The following is a 16,265-nucleotide window of genomic DNA, read 5'->3' as shown; positions in this document are numbered from 1 at the left end:
TCCATGAATCAGTCTTTACTTGCCCCTTATGGCAATCCAATCGAACGTGTTAATGCAGCGCTTAGCGCACTTCGCCAAGGCAAAGGTGTGTTAGTGGTCGATGATGAAGATCGTGAAAATGAAGGCGATCTGATCTATTCAGCCGAAACGCTTACCAACCAACAGATGGCACTACTCATTCGCGAATGCAGTGGTATTGTTTGTCTATGTCTAACCGATGAACGTATCAAGCAGTTACAACTTCCACCTATGGTGAGTGACAACAATAGCCAATATGGCACCGCCTTTACCGTTAGCATCGAAGCCAAACAAGGTGTCACCACTGGTGTTTCGGCAGCCGATCGCGTGACGACCATCAAGGCAGCTATCGCCGATGATGCTAAGCCCGATGATTTAGCCCGCCCAGGCCATGTGTACCCGCTGCGTGCTCGTCCAGGTGGCGTATTAGAGCGTCGTGGCCATACAGAAGGCACGGTTGATCTGATGAAACTCGCCGGATTACAGCCTTTTGGCGTGCTTTGTGAAGTCACTCTACCCGACGGCACCATGGCCCGCTTGCCTGAAATTGTCGAATTTGCTCAGCAGCATGATATGCCGGTACTGACCATCGAAGACATTGTTGCTTACCGTAATACTCAGTAATTAAGATCGGAATCAACAGCCGCTGCCTATGCGGCTGTTTTATATCCTATTTAAGCTTTACTATCACTTAGTTATATTCATTAAATATAAAAAACGGGTTAGCAAAACCTTTGATTTAGCAGATGTTTGAGGTATTTTGCTAAATTCGTGACCTAGACTGAACTTTAATGGACATGCTAAGGCGCATATTCATTTCTATGGTTATTATTTAACGCTATTTTTTACTTCGTATCGCTCCATTGCATTACTCAGCCAAAATTATCTCCTGCGGAGGGTCATCGACGAATGCAACCCGTATTAAGCCGATTGAGCTTGAAACAGAAATTATTTCTATCTGCATCTTTACCTATGTTTATATTGGTATTGCTTGCAGTACTGAGTGCATCGACGCTCATTAAGCAGTACCAACATGCTTCAGCAAATGTGCTCACCACAAAAGTGACTTTAGGCATAGAAAATGTCATCTATGAGCTACAGAAAGAGCGCGGACTCTCGGCAGGCTACCTAAGTAGCGACGGTCGCTTATTTAAACAAGAGCTACAACAGCAATGGCAGACGACCGATAAGGTGTTTCAAGAGTTAGTATTCAATTCAGCTCTCGATAAAACAATCAATACCGTCAAGAGTGACACCGAACTTTTTAATACACTGCAGGAACAACTCAGTAAAGCCAGCTTGGCGCGTCAACAGCTCAGTATCGCCCGCCAAAAAATTATCGAATTAAATACCCCCGAAAACTTTAGTTTTTACTCGCGTCTCACTCAAAAGCTGATTAACTTCGTCTCTCAATTACGCTTTAAGAGTGATAACTCCTATCAGGTGTTAGTACAGGCCGATCTAGTCAACATGCTCAGGATCCAGGAACTATCAGGCCAAGAGCGCGGCTTAGTCAATAAACTACTTTCTGCACCGGTATTAGAGGCTGGCGCTTTCAAGCAGATCGCACAGATTAGAACACAACTCGACAATGCAATTACCAATGCCGTTTCGGTTATGACACAGGAAAATCGCACCAGCTTTTCCCTATTGATGGACAGCCAGCCGCAGCAACTGATATCTGGTTACCGCTCGCAGATCCAGCAACAAGTTAATCTGATAGAACAGACCGAAATAATCAATGATCTGATTGGTTATGGAGGGCTTAGCTATAACTTTAATGGTTACCTAACCACATTAAACCCAAGCTACCTAGCTAACTTTCGAGAAAACTACTTCGCCTTAAAAAGCGCGTTAACTCATTTAACTAACAATCACACTCTAACCCCTAAGCAACAAGAGCTAATAAAGACCATTAAGCAAACTGCCGACAGCTACCAAGAATATGTTACCGAAACCGAACTAAAGCAGTTGCCCGCTCCGGAAGCGACATTGGAGCTGCTGGCACAAGATATCGCCTTACATGACAGCCTTTATCAACTACTAAAACAGCAGCCAGTGATTGATAGCGAGTCATGGTGGCAAGCAGCAACGGCGGGCATTGACGCCCTCCACCAACTCAATACCCAGCTGACGGCTAAAATAGTCCATCAAAATCTGATTGAGAAACAGCAGATCCTCTCTTATCTCTATATCAGCCTCTTTGCAGGCTTACTCTTCTTCTACATCGTCTATCTCGTCGGTAGAAACATTGCCAACGACCTTATCGATTCGGTGAGAGGCATAGTTGATGATGTAGAGAAACTAGCAAAAGACCCAAGTCTTGAACTCGCTCTAGAGGTTAAGGGCAAAGATGAACTGACACAGATAGCCCTAGCCGTAAACCAAATGGTATCGGAGCGCATGAAATCGAGACGCGCGCTGCATCAAGCCTCGGCCGTATTCAGGCACTCAGCCGAAGGGATTATCGTCACCGATGCTAACAACCACATCGAGCTAGTTAACCCCGCATTTACTAAGATCACCGGTTATACCCTTGACGATGTCAAAGGCAAGAGCCCCAGCATCTTAAGCTCTGCCCATCACCAAGAGGATTTTTACCAACAGCTGTGGCGGTCTTTATCTAGCAAGAATAGCTGGGAGGGAGAGATCTGGAATAAACGCAAAGGTGGTAAGATCTACCCTGAGTACCTAAAGATAACAGCGGTGAAGAACAGTAAAAATAAAACAATTCAGCATATCGGCCTATTTTTAGACATCAGCAACAACAAGCAGTATGAGCAGGATATCTGGTATAAGACCAACTTCGACTCCTTAACCAAACTGCCTAATCGTCACCTATTCTCCTCTAGGCTGCAGCAAGCCATAGATAGCGCACACAATACCAATAGCCAAGTCGCCATCTTCTTTATCGATCTAGACAGATTTAAGTTTATTAACGAGCTTCATGGCCACGCAGCAGGCAACAAGGTACTTAAGCAGTCGGCGACACGACTCGAAGCCGTACTTGGACCTGATGACTCTATCGCCCGTATCGGCGGCGATGAGTTTGTCGTCATATCGCCGCAAACTGGCAACGTTGGCGCCGAACAATTGGCGCAGAAGCTCAGTGATACGCTGGCTAAGCCTTACTTATTCGACAATAAAGAGACCATTATCTCCTCTAGTTTTGGTATCGCCTTCTATCCTGAAGATGGTCAAGATATTGAAATGTTGCTGCATAACTCTGAAACCGCCATGTATCAAGCCAAGCGCGATGGCCGAGCACATTATCAATATTTCTCCCCAGAGATGAATGTTGAAATGCTTGAGCGTATGCACCTTGAACAGAGGCTGCGTAAGGCTGTCAAACAGTCAGAGTTCTACCTTGAATATCAGCCAGTTATCGATATGCATAGCGGCGAGGTGACCAGTGTTGAGGCGCTTGTCCGCTGGCAAGATCCAGATTATGGTGTCATCTCACCACAGGCCTTCATCCCTATCGCCGAAGAGGCAGGATTGATTGAACCTTTAGGCGAATGGATCTTACAGCAAGCCTTGTCAGATCTTGCACAGTGGCATGCCCAAGGCTTGATGCTCAAGATGGCGATTAATGTCTCGGCACGCCAATGCATTCACTCCAGAGACATTAGCTTTTTCGACATACTCAAACAAACATTGGCCAAGCACGACATCGCCGCCGAAAATTTACATATCGAAATCACCGAGAGCATGCTGATAGAAGACAAGCCGCAATGTTTACAGACCTTAGAATCGATAAAACAGCTGGGTGTCGATATCTACCTAGATGACTTTGGCACAGGCTATTCGGCACTCAGCTATCTGACTCAATGCCCTATTTCAGTCATCAAGATCGATAAGAGCTTTATCGATAATGCATTGGACAATCCATCTGATGCTAAATTGATTAAGGCGATTGTAATGATGGCACAAAGCTTAGAGATGCCACTGGTGGCTGAAGGAGTTGAAACGGTTGAACAATGGCACTTCTTACGTAACTTAGGCTGTGATTACGCCCAAGGTTACTTGATGTCTAAGCCTCTTGCCAAGGCAGAATTAGTTGAATTTTTACGCCACGCTAAGCCATTTCAGTACCTAGAGATAGGCACTGAACTCAGCGCAGTCTAATACCAATCAGTATAATCGCCGAACAAAAGTTGTAGCCATAAAAAAGAGCAGCTAAGCTGCTCTTTTTTACTTCAATCCAGCGACTTATACTGTAGCGCTAGTCATCACACTTGCAGACTCTTCGACTGCCATCTGTGCCAAATCTTTATCGACGAAAAACAGCGCCTTGCCATCTTCGCCCACTAGGCGAATTTTATCGACGATTGACTTGAATAGCTTCTCTTCTTCATGCTGCTCAGACACATACCACTGCAGGAAGTTGAAGGTAGAGTAATCTTGATTAGTGAATGCAGCATGAGCTAGTTCATTAATCTTCTTAGTGATCAATTGCTCGTGCTCATAGGTGTATTCAAATAGAGCCAACAATGAAGCAAACTCGGCCTGTGGTGCTTCGATAGTCCCTAGTAATGGCATACCACCCGTTTCACTTACATAAGTAAATAAACGCTGCATGTGACCCATCTCTTCATCTGCATGAGCGCGCATAAACTTAGCCGCCCCTTCAAAGCCTTTATCTTCACACCATGCGCTCATTTGCAGGTACAGGTTTGAGGAGAAGAACTCCATGTTGATCTGGTCATTTAACTGGTCAATCATCTTCTGGGCTAGCATATCTATTCCTTAGGACTTTCGGTTTATGGCGGCCATTGTTATCAAGCTGGCTATTAATTGCAATAAAATTTACTTAAGTGATTGTTAATTAAATAATAATGGTTTTCATTTACAGCAGCCTAGGTTACCTTACTTGCGACTACATTTAACAAAATAACGAATAAAATCAGAGTTAAGGCCCTAATTCAGCCTCAAAGTGATACAAGCTAAATTGTTGGCATAAATTACGATTCAATTTTAACTCTGTTTAAAAACTGCCGCGCAGATCATAGCCATCTACATTCACCGTGGCATAATGCACTATATTCGTTTTTACTTAACGTTCCGATTTAACTCTCAAGGATAGATAGATGCTGACTCATGCAGATCCATGTTCTCAACCTAGCCTAATGCATCCCGATCAGGCTATCGTTAAATTACTAGAACAAGTTAATCCAATCACAGACTCTGAAGTCGTGACACTGCCACAAGCGTTGGGTCGAGTACTTGCTGAAGATCTCGCCTCTCATATCGACCTCCCACCATTCGATAATTCGGCAATGGATGGCTATGCCTTCAATTTTGCCGACTTAAGTGCTAACGCGCCGCTAAAATTAATCGGCCAATCTTTCGCAGGTCACCCATTTACAGGTGAATGTATCGAAGGGGGTTGCATTCGCATCATGACCGGTGCCCCAGTGCCTAGCGGTTACGATACGGTACAGATGCAGGAAAAGGTCACAGCCGATGGCGAGCAGATCACTATTGAAGCGCCTAAAGAGCTTGGCGCTAACGTGCGCCTTCGCGGTGAAGAGCTCACAAGTGGCACTAAGGTATTAACTGCGGGCACATTGATTGGCGCGGCAGAAATGGGCGTACTGGCAACAATAGGCGCAAGCCAGTTACGCGTTAAACGTATCGTTAAAGTCGCTTTCTTCTCTACCGGTGACGAGCTACGCCCAGTTGGAAGCGAACTAGGCCCAGGACAAATATACGACTCTAACCGCTATAGTATTCAAGGCTTACTGAGCCGCGGCAATATCGAATGGATCGATCTTGGCGTCATCGAAGATGATAAAGAAGCGATTCGCCAAGCTTTTAAAACCGCATCAGAATGCGCCGATATGGTACTGACCTCGGGCGGAGTCTCCGTAGGCGACGCCGACTATACCAAGCAGATTTTAGATGAAGAGGGTCAGATCACCTTCTGGAAGCTAGCCATTAAACCGGGTAAACCTTTTGCCTTTGGTCACCTTGGAGATGCCGTCTTCTGTGGGCTACCTGGCAACCCAGTTTCATCCATGGTGACTTTCTACAAGCTTGTGTGGCCACTACTCAATAAGATGCAGGGCTTACCTCAAGTTACACCGGTAACACTGCAAGCTAGGCTCAAAGGTGAGATTCGTAAGGCCCCTGGTCGCGTGGAATACCAACGCGCCATCTTAAGCTATAACGCGAAAGGTGAAGCCGAAGTTGAAGTCACCGGTGGCCAAGGTTCAGGAATGCTGACCTCCATGACTCTGGCGAACTGCTTCATTATCTTGGCTCAGGATTGCGATGGTTTAAGCAATGATACCCAGGTGACGGTTGAGCCTTTTAATAGCGTGCTTTGCTAAAACGAGCACCGCGTAAACATATGAGATCAATTTGATGTCGACCGAACAAATAGCAACAGATGAAATTTTATCTGATGCGGAAATATTACGTTATAGCCGCCAAATATCGATTAAATCAATGGACTTTGAAGGCCAGGAAAAACTCAAGCAAGCTAAGGTGCTCATTATCGGAGCTGGCGGTTTAGGTTGCGCCGCGAGTCAATATCTTGCCGTAGCAGGTGCTGGCTCAATGACCTTAGTCGATTTTGATACCGTCGAGATATCAAATCTGCAAAGACAGGTCTTACATCAAGACGCCAACGTCGGCCAAGCTAAAGTCGACTCGGCTAAGCAGAGTTTAACGGCACTTAACCCGCACATTCAGATAGAAACAATCAATGCGGTCCTCGATGATCATGAGATCGATGCCCTCGTAGAGCAACACTCTATCGTGATGGATTGCACCGACAATGTTGCCGTGCGCGAACAGCTAAACCAAAGCTGCTTTAAGCACAAGAAGCCACTTATCTCGGCTGCTGCGATTCGTATGGAAGGCATGGTCACGGTATTCGACTACCAAGACGATACTCCTTGCTACCACTGCTTTAGTAAGCTTTTTGGTGAGCAACAACTTAGCTGTGTTGAATCTGGGATCTTAGCCCCCGTTGTAGGCATGATTGGTTGCTTACAAGCGGTTGAAGCCATCAAGGTGATTGCTAATATGGGACAAACTCTAGCTGGGCGCATCCTGATGATCGATGCTATGACCATGGAGTTTAGAGAGATGAAACTCCCAAAACTGCCGCAGTGTAAGGTTTGTAGCTAACCCATTTTGCTCCCATATTGACCTTTGTCATTAGCATATTAACTGACAAACAAGTAAACAAACGCAGCTCTTGGGCTGCGTTTGTTGTTTAAAAGCAAATTCAGAGCACCGCTGAAGATAACAACGACTGCTTTGCAGCTAAACTTGCTTCCTTTAGTTTGCTACTTTGCCCCCAATATTGAGCAAACTCTTGCAATGTCATCCCCGAATTATTGGTTAACTCTGCATCACATTCCTGACTATATAGCTGTTTTACTATTGCGAACTCAGCCTTAATAACAGCGCCCATCATAGCGGTATTGCCACGCTTATCTTGAAGACACGCATTCGCGCCATGCTCAAGTAAAACAGACGCAGCCTGTGCTTGGCCATTGTATGCTGCAACCATCAGCGCACTATAACTTTGATTATTACGCTGATCGATGGGAAAGCCCGCTTCGATAAAGTGATTTAACACCTCAATATCACCCGTTCTTGCTGCAGCAAAGAAATAGTCGACCAATAGCCGCATTTGTGCGGTTTGGCTGTTAACTTGTAACCCAAGACGCTTATCTGAATTTTCGATTTCAAGCGAGTTAACCTGAGCGTTATTGGTACTGAATATAGCTGTTAAAATGCTCACAACTAGAGCCAGCCACCACAGGGGAATGGTTTGTTTCAATGAAAAAGTACGGTGCATGAACTCGACCTCGATAACGAATTAACGTTTCTGTTTGAGACTTTCAGTTGAAGTTTAGGTTGCCCGTAAGGCGCACTCTAACCTGGGCAGAAAAGAGCAAAAACACGCCTTACGGGACTTACTCGAGAAACCGAATCAAGAGACTGACTCGGGAACTGTTAACGCCGGCCCATTAAGCGTTAACCTATAGAGTTAGTTACTAGCTACATATTGGCGAGTTTTTTCACTTCATTTAAATCACCCGCCACAGCTTGCGTTAAACGCTTACCAAAGTCCTTATCCGCCTGATAGAAATAACTCAACATTTGATGCTTAACATGACTGTCTGTCACCTTGCCTAAGTCAGCAGATAAATTGGTAATAAGATCGCGCTTATCTTGTTTACTCAAACTACGGTAAAGCACGCCCGCCTGAGTGAAATTATCTTGTTTAGCAATAACCGCTTGCAGAACTGTGCCCGATAGGGGTGTTTGTACGGCTCGATAACGATGATCTTCAGCTAATGCGAGCTTAGTGCTAGGTTGATAATTCACATCAGAGCTTGTACGACCATAATTAGCTGCCCCTTCTTGATTATGATTTGCCACAGCCATCTTAGGTTGGTTAATTGGCAATTGAGACAAGTTGGCACCTAAACGATAAAGCTGAGTATCGGCATAGGAAAAAATACGTCCCTGAAGCAACTTATCTTCCGAAGGTTCAATACCGGGTATTAAGTTTGAAGGCGCAAAAGCTGCCTGTTCTGTTTCCTGAAAGAAGTTATCCGGGACGCGATTGAGCGTCATAGTGCCCACTTTAGTTTCTGGTACATCCAGCCACATTTTTGTTGCATCAAGTGGGTTGTAATCAAACTTGTTCAAATCCTCTGGGCGCAATACCTTGACCATAAGATCCCATTTTGGGAAGTTGCCCTTGTTAATCTCGCTATAAAGGTCGTCTGTTAGATGGTTAAAATTCTGGCCTTGAGTTTTAACGACTTCATCAGGCCTTAGCCCTTCTACACCTTGTTGGCTTTTCCAATGAAACTTTACGTATTTAACCTGATGCTCATCGTTAATAAATTTATATGCATGCACTCCCCAACCGTCCATTTTTCGGTAGCTAGCAGGAGTACCTAAGTTGGTATAAACCCAAGTCAGCATATTTGTTGCTGTAGCTTCATGACTGAAAAAATCAAAAAAGCGATTTGGGTCCTGTAGATTAGTAATAGGCGACGGCTTAAGTGAGTGCACCATATCTGGAAACTTTATCGCATCACGGATAAAGAACACCGGCAAGTTGTTCCCCACAAGATCCCAGTTACCTTGATCTGAGTAAAAACGAGTCGCAAAACCTCTAGGGTCCCGTAGAGTTTCTGGCGAACCTTTTGAATGAATAACTGTTGAAAAGCGTACGAATACCGGAGTAATTTTGCCTTTTTCAGCAAACGGTGCGGCCTGTGTTAACTCACTCAAATCACTACTAGCAATAAACTCCCCATGTACACCAGTTCCTCTAGCGTGAACTACGCGCTCAGGGATCCGCTCACGCGCAAATCTCTGTAACTTCTGGATCAACTGGACATCTTGTAGCAGCACACTGCCGTTACTCCCCGCAGTGATTGAGTTTTGGTTGTCTCCTACTGGGGCACCATTGTCACGTGTTAACGTTTCAGCCTGCACATTCACAACAACCAAGCTCAACGATAGGGCCAAACCAGCCTTTTTTACAATTTCCATGAGTATTCTCTTAATTAACAACGCACGCTCTTTCTGCCCAAAAACAGTTTGAGCGATAATGTCGATTAAAAGAAGCAACCTTTATCGATTGGTTGTATCGCAAAAATCTATTACAAAAGTGTTAAATCTCGCTAACCAATTATAAAATAGATGAATTAACCAAAAAATACTCAGTATTAATCCCTCTATTAACCAAGCCAAGTTAAAGAATTTCCTCACTTCGCGCTCAAAACAGATACCGTTTCTAACTTGTACTCAAGTAAAAGCTTCCGTAAATTAACATGCAAATGGAGTAACCCTTTTGTGCTGCTATTACGTTAGTAAAGTGACCAACTTAATATCAAGCCTGATAAAGATCGCAACGGAGCCGCTAATGAATACATGTTTATCTCTAAGTCACAGCCTAAGTCGCTGCGCAAAAATCGCCACAATCAGTGTAGCTGTCGCACTACTTTCCGCCTGCAACCCTTCAGCTGAAAGCCAAGCTCCGAAAGCTGAAAACACGGCAAAACCCGTTCAGCTAGCCAATCCAGCCTCAACCTATTGTGTGTCACTTGGCGGCGAACTGGAAATTGAAAAACAAGCGGAGGGGGAAGTCGGTTATTGCACCCTACCGAGTGGCGAGCGTATAGAGGAGTGGAGCTTGTATCGTAGAGAGCACCAGCCAGATAGCTCTGTCTCAGAGACCAGTTCCGAGCAGCATAAACCTCGGGTGGGCAAGCCGAACCCAGCGACACAAAACTGTATTGCCCAAGGTGGCAGCGTCGATCTTGCGACCAGTATCTGTACCTTACCCAGTGGTGAGCAAATAGAGCAATGGCAATTGTATCGTCGCGACAATAAAGTCTCGGAATAAAAGCGAGCACCACTATGATGAGGGTTATTCAATTGAACGCGCTGTCGCCATCAATAACCCTTTCTCAACCCAGATAGATACGGCAACCCCTCTCTCCACCAGCTGTAATGGTTTCTCGCCAGAGTCAATATTGGGCAGCTCACCATATAACGTCCTATCGTATTGGACTTGGTATAGCGTCACAGACTGCAGCGGATCGACAAACCTTATCTGGGCAGCCGTCAGGCCTTGAATTGAGCAGTACCGACCGCCAATCATCTGTTTTGCATCATCGATACGGCTAGAGCTTACGAGTGTAAAATCAAGCTCGGTGAAATACGCCCTTAGCTGCGATAGCTGTGCGGTTTGCACTTCGAGCGGCTTCATCTTGATATGGTTTTTAGCCACTTCTACGGCAATCTTGATGCTCATTTCACTAACGCCTGGCTGTTGATTGCTGCTCACCTCTCCCTGCCAAGCCGCCTCTCCCTGCCAAACAACCTCTGGATACCAATGCAGACTAAACACCAGCAGCAATACACTGGCAGCGAGCGCCAACATACTCTTAAATCGCGTCGGAGTATTATCGCTCCGTTCTTCCCCAGCGGTTAAGTCATTATTGCCCAGTTGAGGATCGGGCTCACCTATATCTTTAACTTGAGTCTTCTGTTGAATGGCCTTGTTTTGAGCCAGCTCTACGCCAACCAATAGGCTCTCCATTCTAGCCAGCCCCTGCTCACTCATAGCTTGCGCTTCTATATGCTGCTTAACTAAGGCCTTAAAGCTCATATCGGTGGCACCTTTCTTCTTAGTCATCTTTATTGCCCTCCGATAGTTTGCGCCGAATCACCGAGTGCAAGATCGGCTGTTTTAAGTTTAATACGGTGTAAACGAGACAAAATAGTGCCACGGGGTTGCTGTAGATCTTCTGCTATCTCAGCTGCGCTATAACCTTCTATGGCCCAAAGGTATAGCACCTCTCGCTCCGCTGGATTAAGTAACTCAAATAGATGTTCTATGAGGTTGTGCTGTATCTCAATTTCTTCTAGGCATGTTTCATCGAGTAGCACGGGAGCATTGTCATCGAGCGGTTCAAAGTCCACCAATTTGAGTCTACGGCAGTCATCGATAAACTGATTACGAATCACCTTTCTAAGGTAAGCTTTTAATTGAACCGGTCGACTACAACCCTTTAGCCAATTCTCTACCGCCGTTTGCAGCAAATCCTCTGCTTGAGCGCTATGACCTGTGAGGCAAATACAGTATCGATACAAACTCTGTAATAGTTCTCTATCCATACAGATTACCCAGTCTCAACCGCTAACCTAAAACCACAGATCCACTGGCGCTCGATCAACTCACTCAAGAGACTAAGATCTTGGGCCGGATTGGTAATTTGCGCTAGTGTTTGCCCTTCCGCTAATGCTTGCAGTAACCGCATCATAGGCTGCTCCACTAGACTAAACTCCGCCTTAAAACCGTTTCTATGGATCACTAGATAATAGGCATCATTATCAATATGTTCCGCAATATTGTTTTTCGAACTCTGTTTATGTCGATGCCATACCTGCTGCACAGGATAATGACAAATGAGCAGTTCGAGATCCGGCCGTAACAATAAAACTGCCTGTTGCTGCTCCAGATCATTTAGCTCGGCTAATTGCTCTAGACTACAATTTGGCGGCAGCATAAATCCCTCTAAATCCATTGCGTAGTAGCTCTGGTTTAGTAACCATTCCAATTGAGCAAGCTCTGGTAAGTACTGCAGATCTCTAAAAACTTGATGCTGACTAATCTCTAGCGCTAGCCAGTGAGCAAAGTTCTGACCATATCGATTCAAGTTACTGTCATTTAATGGGTATTGCTGACCGTAACCTTTTACCAATTGTGTAAAACAAGTTTCACCAACCACGGCTTGGCAGACAGGAAAGACTAACTGCAGTGCGCTCAATATCGCTTGAAAAGCATTATTACGGTATATCTCTAGCCTATTCTGCTCTGCCTCGTTAACTAATTGGACAAGACGAGTTGCGCTGCCTTGCGGCTCGAGCGCCTGAATGAAGGCCTTTTGCCAATCTGCTAAGCGCATCGCTCGTCACCTACACCATCTCTAGCACCAACTACTGCCGGTTCTCGTAATATATCGGCTGCAATTTGTCGCTCTTGCAGTAAACGCTCCAACGTCGGTAATTCGCTATCCCATTCAATCATGCTGGCAATCGCTCCATGCTGCTGAATGTATGCGCTAAATGCCGCCCAGACGCTAGGAGCAACGGGATGATTATGGGCATCGAGCAGGTAATCCCCCTTATCGTGGAACCCCGCAAGATGGATCTGCTTAACCCGCTCGACCGGAATAGCATCCATAAACGACTGCATCGATTGATTGAGGTTAACGCTGGTCACGAATGCATTATTGATATCGAGTAACAGGTAACAATCGGCTTCTTCGGCTATGGCTGCAATAAACTCCCCCTCGCTCAACTCGTTGTGACGACAGCTCATATAGGTAGACACGTTTTCTAGCAAAATCCTTTCACCCAGAAAATCTTGAGTCTGCTTAATACGCTGACTGATATGCATCACCGCCTCTTGGGTGTATGGCAATGGCAGCAGGTCGGCAACCTTAAAGTCGTCATTGCCGGAGAAGCTGGCATGCTCAGAATACCAATGCGCACCACATTGTTCTTTTAAGGCTTTTATCTGCCGAAGATAATCAAGATCAAGAGAGTTTTGGCCACCAAGTGATAGCCCGACGCTATGAAAGACTAACGCAAAGCGTTCACTGACAGCCTTGAGTAGATGTTGGTTTAATCCACCATCGACCAACCAGTTATCTACTAGTACTTCAAGCCAAGGGATTTGTAAGGATAAGGATTCATCCGCTAGTAACTGCTTTACATGGGGAGTACGCAGACCTATGCCTGCGCCCCTAATGCTTGATAAAGGCACTAGCTTTTAGCCGGTTTAACGGCTTTAACTTTACCGCCAGTGATCTTGTCGCAAGTCCCTGCTGGCACATAAATCCATTCCGTCGGCATATTGTCTTCTTTAGCTTGGCCAGCACAACCATGGCTGCCATCTAAGGCACCACAATCATTTGCTCCAGCTTTTGCTACGCCAGCACACTTCTCCCACTCTTTGGGTTGATCGGGCACCGCTTGCGCCCCTAACGAAAGACTGGCAGCAAGAATGCCTGCTACGGTTGCGCCTATGGCTGTTTTAGTCGATTTCATATCAGAATGTCCTTTTGATTGATAAGATGTTCAATAGCTATAACGAATCTCAATCGTTATTGATTGCATCAAGGTCAAAATTAATTCTAGTCCAATAAAAAAGGCACGCTAATGCGTGCCTTTTTTGAAATAGATACTGTCCACTATAAGATAAATTTTATATAACCCTGCAATACGACTAGATTCACAATGTCGATAAAGAAAGCACCGACAATAGGCACCACCATAAAAGCTTGTGGCGATGGACCATTACGTGAAACTAGGGCTCCCATATTCATAACCGCGGTAGGTGTCGCCCCCATACCAAAACCACAGTGCCCCCCCGCCATCACGGCTGCATCATAGTTAGAACCCATCACTTTGAAGGTAACAAAGTATGCAAAACAGGCTAAAACAACGGTTTGCACCATTAAAATAATCAATAACGGAATCGCTAGGTCAAAGATCTCCCACAACTTCAGGCTCATTAATGCCATAGCAAGAAATAGAGATAAGGCGACAGTACCTAAGATATCGACACATTCGTTATTCATCTTATAGCCACGAGTCATCTCGGTGAAGTTAGTGATCACCACCCCAAGAAATAGGGCATAGACAAAGTCCGGCATCTTCAACCAACTGATATCAAAACTAGCAACTAGATGCCCGACCCATTTAGCCCCAGCCACACATAACATGATAATAAATAGGGTTTCTAGAACACTCTTGGCAGTAACATTATCCACTTCTAACTGATCGTAGGTTACTAGATCGGGATGGTCCGTATGATGGTTACCACCAATACCGTAAGAGGATTCAAGCTTATGCTTATCGATGAGTCTTTGTGCCACAGGGCCGCCAATAATTCCCCCCATCACCAAACCGAATGTAGCTGCGGCCATAGCGAACTCTAGGGTATTCATATTGTACTGCTCGGCAAACGTCTGCGACCAGGCGGCACCAGTACCGTGGCCACCCGAAAGAGTAATGGAGCCAGCAACCAAGCCCATCAATGCTTCCAAGCCTAGCGCCGCCGCCAAACTCACGCCTACTGCATTCTGCAATATGATGTAAATCGAGGCAATCCCAAGAAAAATAAAGACTTTTTTACCACCACGGGCTAGCAGTTTATAACTGGCAGCTAAGCCCACGGTGCTGAAGAACATCAGCATCAGCGTGTTCTGCATCGGCAGAGAAAACGCTAGCGTAATATTTTGAAAATGAAGAACAGTGATAACGGCTGCGACAACCAGGCCACCGATAATAGGTTCTGGGATATTATACTTTTTGAAAAAAGGAACGTGGCGGTTAACTGAGTGGCCGATAAACAGTACCAAGATGGCGACCAAAAATGATTCTAGTTCTCCGATTGAATAAACAGTATTCATGAAACTCCTATCCGTTAGGTTTTGTAGTGAAAAACCTACAAAACCAAAATTAGCCGGCTATTCTGTCATATTCATTAGGGTAAATAATATTAGTCTTAGCGTAATTATTCGGTGTTGGATCATGAAAAACGCACTAACGCACAAAAAAGGAGCTATTCGCTCTCTATTTGCACAGTTTCAACCACCTCAAGCGCCGCCAGTCTCTCCCGCTCAGCCTTAGAAACGTACTTCGGCTTGTTGCTATTTTGCAGTTTAGCATTGGCTTTTTTGAGCTTGCTCATGTGTTTTAAAGTGATTTTTTTAGTACGGTTCATAGCTAGATATCGTTAGTAGTAAAACTTAATTATAACCTGCTACTGGCTTAACGACGAATAGAGCAGGGTAAAATCATCAAACTTACTTAAATTGGATGCGACGGCTAAAAATACGCTCCAGTTCACGCTTAGCTTTCATCGCTAAGCTCAACTTTTTCTTTGCTGGCAGTATTCGTTCGGCATTCAAACTACTATGGAGAACACTATTTTTCCTGTCGATAATGTCATCTTGCGCACAAATCGCAGGCTGCAACTGATACACGTCCACTTTATTTGAAGTGATCAATTCTTCAAAGATAATCTTATCTATCGCTTCAACAGGTTCGCATCGACGAACTTCATTTAATAACTGACTCGCCATGTTGCACGTTACAATATAACCAGCAGCTCCTAAGTGGCGCCCCTTCAGCCTAAAAAGCTCTTTACCAGACTCTAGCTTATGCGTCCCCAAAAACTGCCCTTTGGCAATATGATTAAACATTTCGAGTTTAACCAGTTCTACCGAGTCAGGGATCCAGTTTTCAGAACAGAGATAGTGATAAGCATCCTTACTCAAATGAATATCATCTTCGAAAATCGCAGCATAAGGGATCGATTCATCGACGATTTTTTGCAGAATGGCGACATGACTTAACAAGCAAGAAGTCTCACCCTTACTCAGGGTTGTACCTTGAGTTAGGATCTGTAAACGATTGGCTTCAGCTTCATTTTGAACGGGAGTAATTGCATCAAAAAACTCAAAAGGAATAGCTTGAGAAGAAAACTCATGACTAATATGAGAGCGTCTCCGATCCTCTGTAACCAAGCTAATAACGAAACATCTCATAACCTAACAACCAAATTTAATAGAGTAATCTGCAAATGATTATAATCGAATGGCGACGTATTCTAAATCATAAATTAAACGTTGCCAGCTCGAGACTCTCTTCCTCAAAGTCAATGCATTTACTTATGCTCA

The 16,265-nt window shown here is 44.9% G+C and carries 16 protein-coding genes and 1 pseudogene; 6 read left to right on the top strand and 11 right to left on the bottom strand.

Annotated features, from left to right (window positions below):
* Positions 1-3: 3 nt before the first annotated feature.
* Positions 4-642, top strand: a complete 639-nt coding sequence (ribB, locus tag SPEA_RS00695) for a 3,4-dihydroxy-2-butanone-4-phosphate synthase (RefSeq protein WP_012153406.1) — start codon at positions 4-6, stop codon at positions 640-642.
* Positions 643-954: 312 nt separating this feature from the next.
* Positions 955-4,146, top strand: coding sequence for an EAL domain-containing protein (locus tag SPEA_RS00690; protein ID WP_223296550.1), 3,192 nt, complete (start codon positions 955-957; stop codon positions 4,144-4,146).
* An 84-nt stretch (positions 4,147-4,230) separates the two neighbouring features.
* Here SPEA_RS00690 and ftnA read toward each other — a convergent pair whose 3' ends face one another.
* Positions 4,231-4,758 (bottom strand): non-heme ferritin, encoded by a 528-nt coding sequence (gene ftnA, locus SPEA_RS00685; RefSeq protein ID WP_012153404.1) that lies wholly within the window; start codon positions 4,756-4,758, stop codon positions 4,231-4,233.
* Between the two features lie 350 nt (positions 4,759-5,108).
* Here ftnA and moeA point away from each other — a divergent pair, with 350 nt between their 5' ends.
* Together moeA and moeB are read left to right on the top strand one after the other, a co-directional pair.
* Complete coding sequence (gene moeA / locus SPEA_RS00680; protein ID WP_012153403.1) at positions 5,109-6,353, top strand: molybdopterin molybdotransferase MoeA; 1,245 nt, start codon at positions 5,109-5,111, stop codon at positions 6,351-6,353.
* Between the two features lie 34 nt (positions 6,354-6,387).
* A complete protein-coding gene (gene moeB, locus SPEA_RS00675; RefSeq protein ID WP_012153402.1) occupies positions 6,388-7,158 on the top strand; it encodes a molybdopterin-synthase adenylyltransferase MoeB in 771 nt (256 codons plus the stop codon).
* A gap of 100 nt (positions 7,159-7,258) precedes the next feature.
* Here moeB and SPEA_RS00670 read toward each other — a convergent pair whose 3' ends face one another.
* Together SPEA_RS00670 and katE1 are read right to left on the bottom strand one after the other, a co-directional pair.
* Positions 7,259-7,837: an ankyrin repeat domain-containing protein gene (locus tag SPEA_RS00670; protein WP_012153401.1), complete on the bottom strand. Its 579-nt coding sequence runs from the start codon at positions 7,835-7,837 to the stop codon at positions 7,259-7,261.
* A gap of 203 nt (positions 7,838-8,040) precedes the next feature.
* Positions 8,041-9,555: a catalase KatE1 gene (gene katE1 / locus SPEA_RS00665; protein ID WP_012153400.1), complete on the bottom strand. Its 1,515-nt coding sequence runs from the start codon at positions 9,553-9,555 to the stop codon at positions 8,041-8,043.
* A 373-nt stretch (positions 9,556-9,928) separates the two neighbouring features.
* On the opposite strand from katE1, the pseudogene SPEA_RS23340 reads away from it, so the two are divergent.
* Both SPEA_RS23340 and SPEA_RS23335 read left to right on the top strand, forming a co-directional pair.
* Positions 9,929-10,225, top strand: a pseudogene (locus tag SPEA_RS23340) (putative hemolysin); the annotation flags it as partial.
* A 42-nt stretch (positions 10,226-10,267) separates the two neighbouring features.
* Entirely contained in the window at positions 10,268-10,411 is a 144-nt protein-coding gene (locus SPEA_RS23335; protein ID WP_223296592.1) for a DUF333 domain-containing protein, read from the top strand.
* A gap of 24 nt (positions 10,412-10,435) precedes the next feature.
* On the opposite strand, the gene SPEA_RS00655 is transcribed toward SPEA_RS23335, so the two are convergent.
* From SPEA_RS00655 to SPEA_RS00625, 8 genes are all read right to left on the bottom strand, one after another.
* Entirely contained in the window at positions 10,436-11,206 is a 771-nt protein-coding gene (locus SPEA_RS00655; protein WP_012153398.1) for a hypothetical protein, read from the bottom strand.
* A 2-nt stretch (positions 11,207-11,208) separates the two neighbouring features.
* Entirely contained in the window at positions 11,209-11,688 is a 480-nt protein-coding gene (locus SPEA_RS00650) for an RNA polymerase sigma factor (protein ID WP_012153397.1), read from the bottom strand.
* Between the two features lie 5 nt (positions 11,689-11,693).
* Complete coding sequence (locus tag SPEA_RS00645; protein WP_012153396.1) at positions 11,694-12,479, bottom strand: HvfC/BufC N-terminal domain-containing protein; 786 nt, start codon at positions 12,477-12,479, stop codon at positions 11,694-11,696.
* Entirely contained in the window at positions 12,470-13,342 is an 873-nt protein-coding gene (locus SPEA_RS00640) for an MbnB/TglH/ChrH family RiPP precursor modification enzyme (protein WP_012153395.1), read from the bottom strand. The genes SPEA_RS00645 and SPEA_RS00640 overlap by 10 nt, the downstream gene beginning before the upstream one ends.
* A complete protein-coding gene (locus SPEA_RS00635; protein ID WP_012153394.1) occupies positions 13,342-13,626 on the bottom strand; it encodes a BufA1 family periplasmic bufferin-type metallophore in 285 nt (94 codons plus the stop codon). Before SPEA_RS00635 ends, SPEA_RS00640 begins: the two co-directional genes overlap by 1 nt.
* Positions 13,627-13,769: 143 nt before the next feature.
* Positions 13,770-14,993 (bottom strand): sodium/glutamate symporter, encoded by a 1,224-nt coding sequence (gltS, locus tag SPEA_RS00630; protein ID WP_012153393.1) that lies wholly within the window; start codon positions 14,991-14,993, stop codon positions 13,770-13,772.
* 152 nt (positions 14,994-15,145) lie between these two features.
* Positions 15,146-15,307: a DUF2986 domain-containing protein gene (locus SPEA_RS22465; RefSeq protein WP_012153392.1), complete on the bottom strand. Its 162-nt coding sequence runs from the start codon at positions 15,305-15,307 to the stop codon at positions 15,146-15,148.
* Between the two features lie 82 nt (positions 15,308-15,389).
* Positions 15,390-16,133: a glycosyltransferase family 25 protein gene (locus SPEA_RS00625; protein WP_012153391.1), complete on the bottom strand. Its 744-nt coding sequence runs from the start codon at positions 16,131-16,133 to the stop codon at positions 15,390-15,392.
* Positions 16,134-16,265 lie beyond the last annotated feature (132 nt).

The sequence above is a fragment of the Shewanella pealeana ATCC 700345 genome, assembly GCF_000018285.1.
Taxonomy (GTDB): Bacteria; Pseudomonadota; Gammaproteobacteria; order Enterobacterales; family Shewanellaceae; genus Shewanella; species Shewanella pealeana.
This window is presented reverse-complemented; position numbering and strand designations above follow the sequence as displayed.

Excerpts from the sequence above, each read along its gene's own strand:
- SPEA_RS00655 (WP_012153398.1), bottom strand. The coding sequence starts at position 11,206 with ATGACTAAGAAGAAAGGTGCCACCGATATGAGCTTTAAGGCCTTAGTT.
- moeB (WP_012153402.1), top strand. The coding sequence starts at position 6,388 with ATGTCGACCGAACAAATAGCAACAGATGAAATTTTATCTGATGCGGAA.
- SPEA_RS00650 (WP_012153397.1), bottom strand. The coding sequence starts at position 11,688 with ATGGATAGAGAACTATTACAGAGTTTGTATCGATACTGTATTTGCCTC.
- gltS (WP_012153393.1), bottom strand. The coding sequence starts at position 14,993 with ATGAATACTGTTTATTCAATCGGAGAACTAGAATCATTTTTGGTCGCC.
- SPEA_RS00645 (WP_012153396.1), bottom strand. The coding sequence starts at position 12,479 with ATGCGCTTAGCAGATTGGCAAAAGGCCTTCATTCAGGCGCTCGAGCCG.
- SPEA_RS00635 (WP_012153394.1), bottom strand. The coding sequence starts at position 13,626 with ATGAAATCGACTAAAACAGCCATAGGCGCAACCGTAGCAGGCATTCTT.
- SPEA_RS00670 (WP_012153401.1), bottom strand. The coding sequence starts at position 7,837 with ATGCACCGTACTTTTTCATTGAAACAAACCATTCCCCTGTGGTGGCTG.
- ftnA (WP_012153404.1), bottom strand. The coding sequence starts at position 4,758 with ATGCTAGCCCAGAAGATGATTGACCAGTTAAATGACCAGATCAACATG.
- SPEA_RS22465 (WP_012153392.1), bottom strand. The coding sequence starts at position 15,307 with ATGAACCGTACTAAAAAAATCACTTTAAAACACATGAGCAAGCTCAAA.
- ribB (WP_012153406.1), top strand. The coding sequence starts at position 4 with ATGAATCAGTCTTTACTTGCCCCTTATGGCAATCCAATCGAACGTGTT.
- SPEA_RS00625 (WP_012153391.1), bottom strand. The coding sequence starts at position 16,133 with ATGAGATGTTTCGTTATTAGCTTGGTTACAGAGGATCGGAGACGCTCT.
- katE1 (WP_012153400.1), bottom strand. The coding sequence starts at position 9,555 with ATGGAAATTGTAAAAAAGGCTGGTTTGGCCCTATCGTTGAGCTTGGTT.
- moeA (WP_012153403.1), top strand. The coding sequence starts at position 5,109 with ATGCTGACTCATGCAGATCCATGTTCTCAACCTAGCCTAATGCATCCC.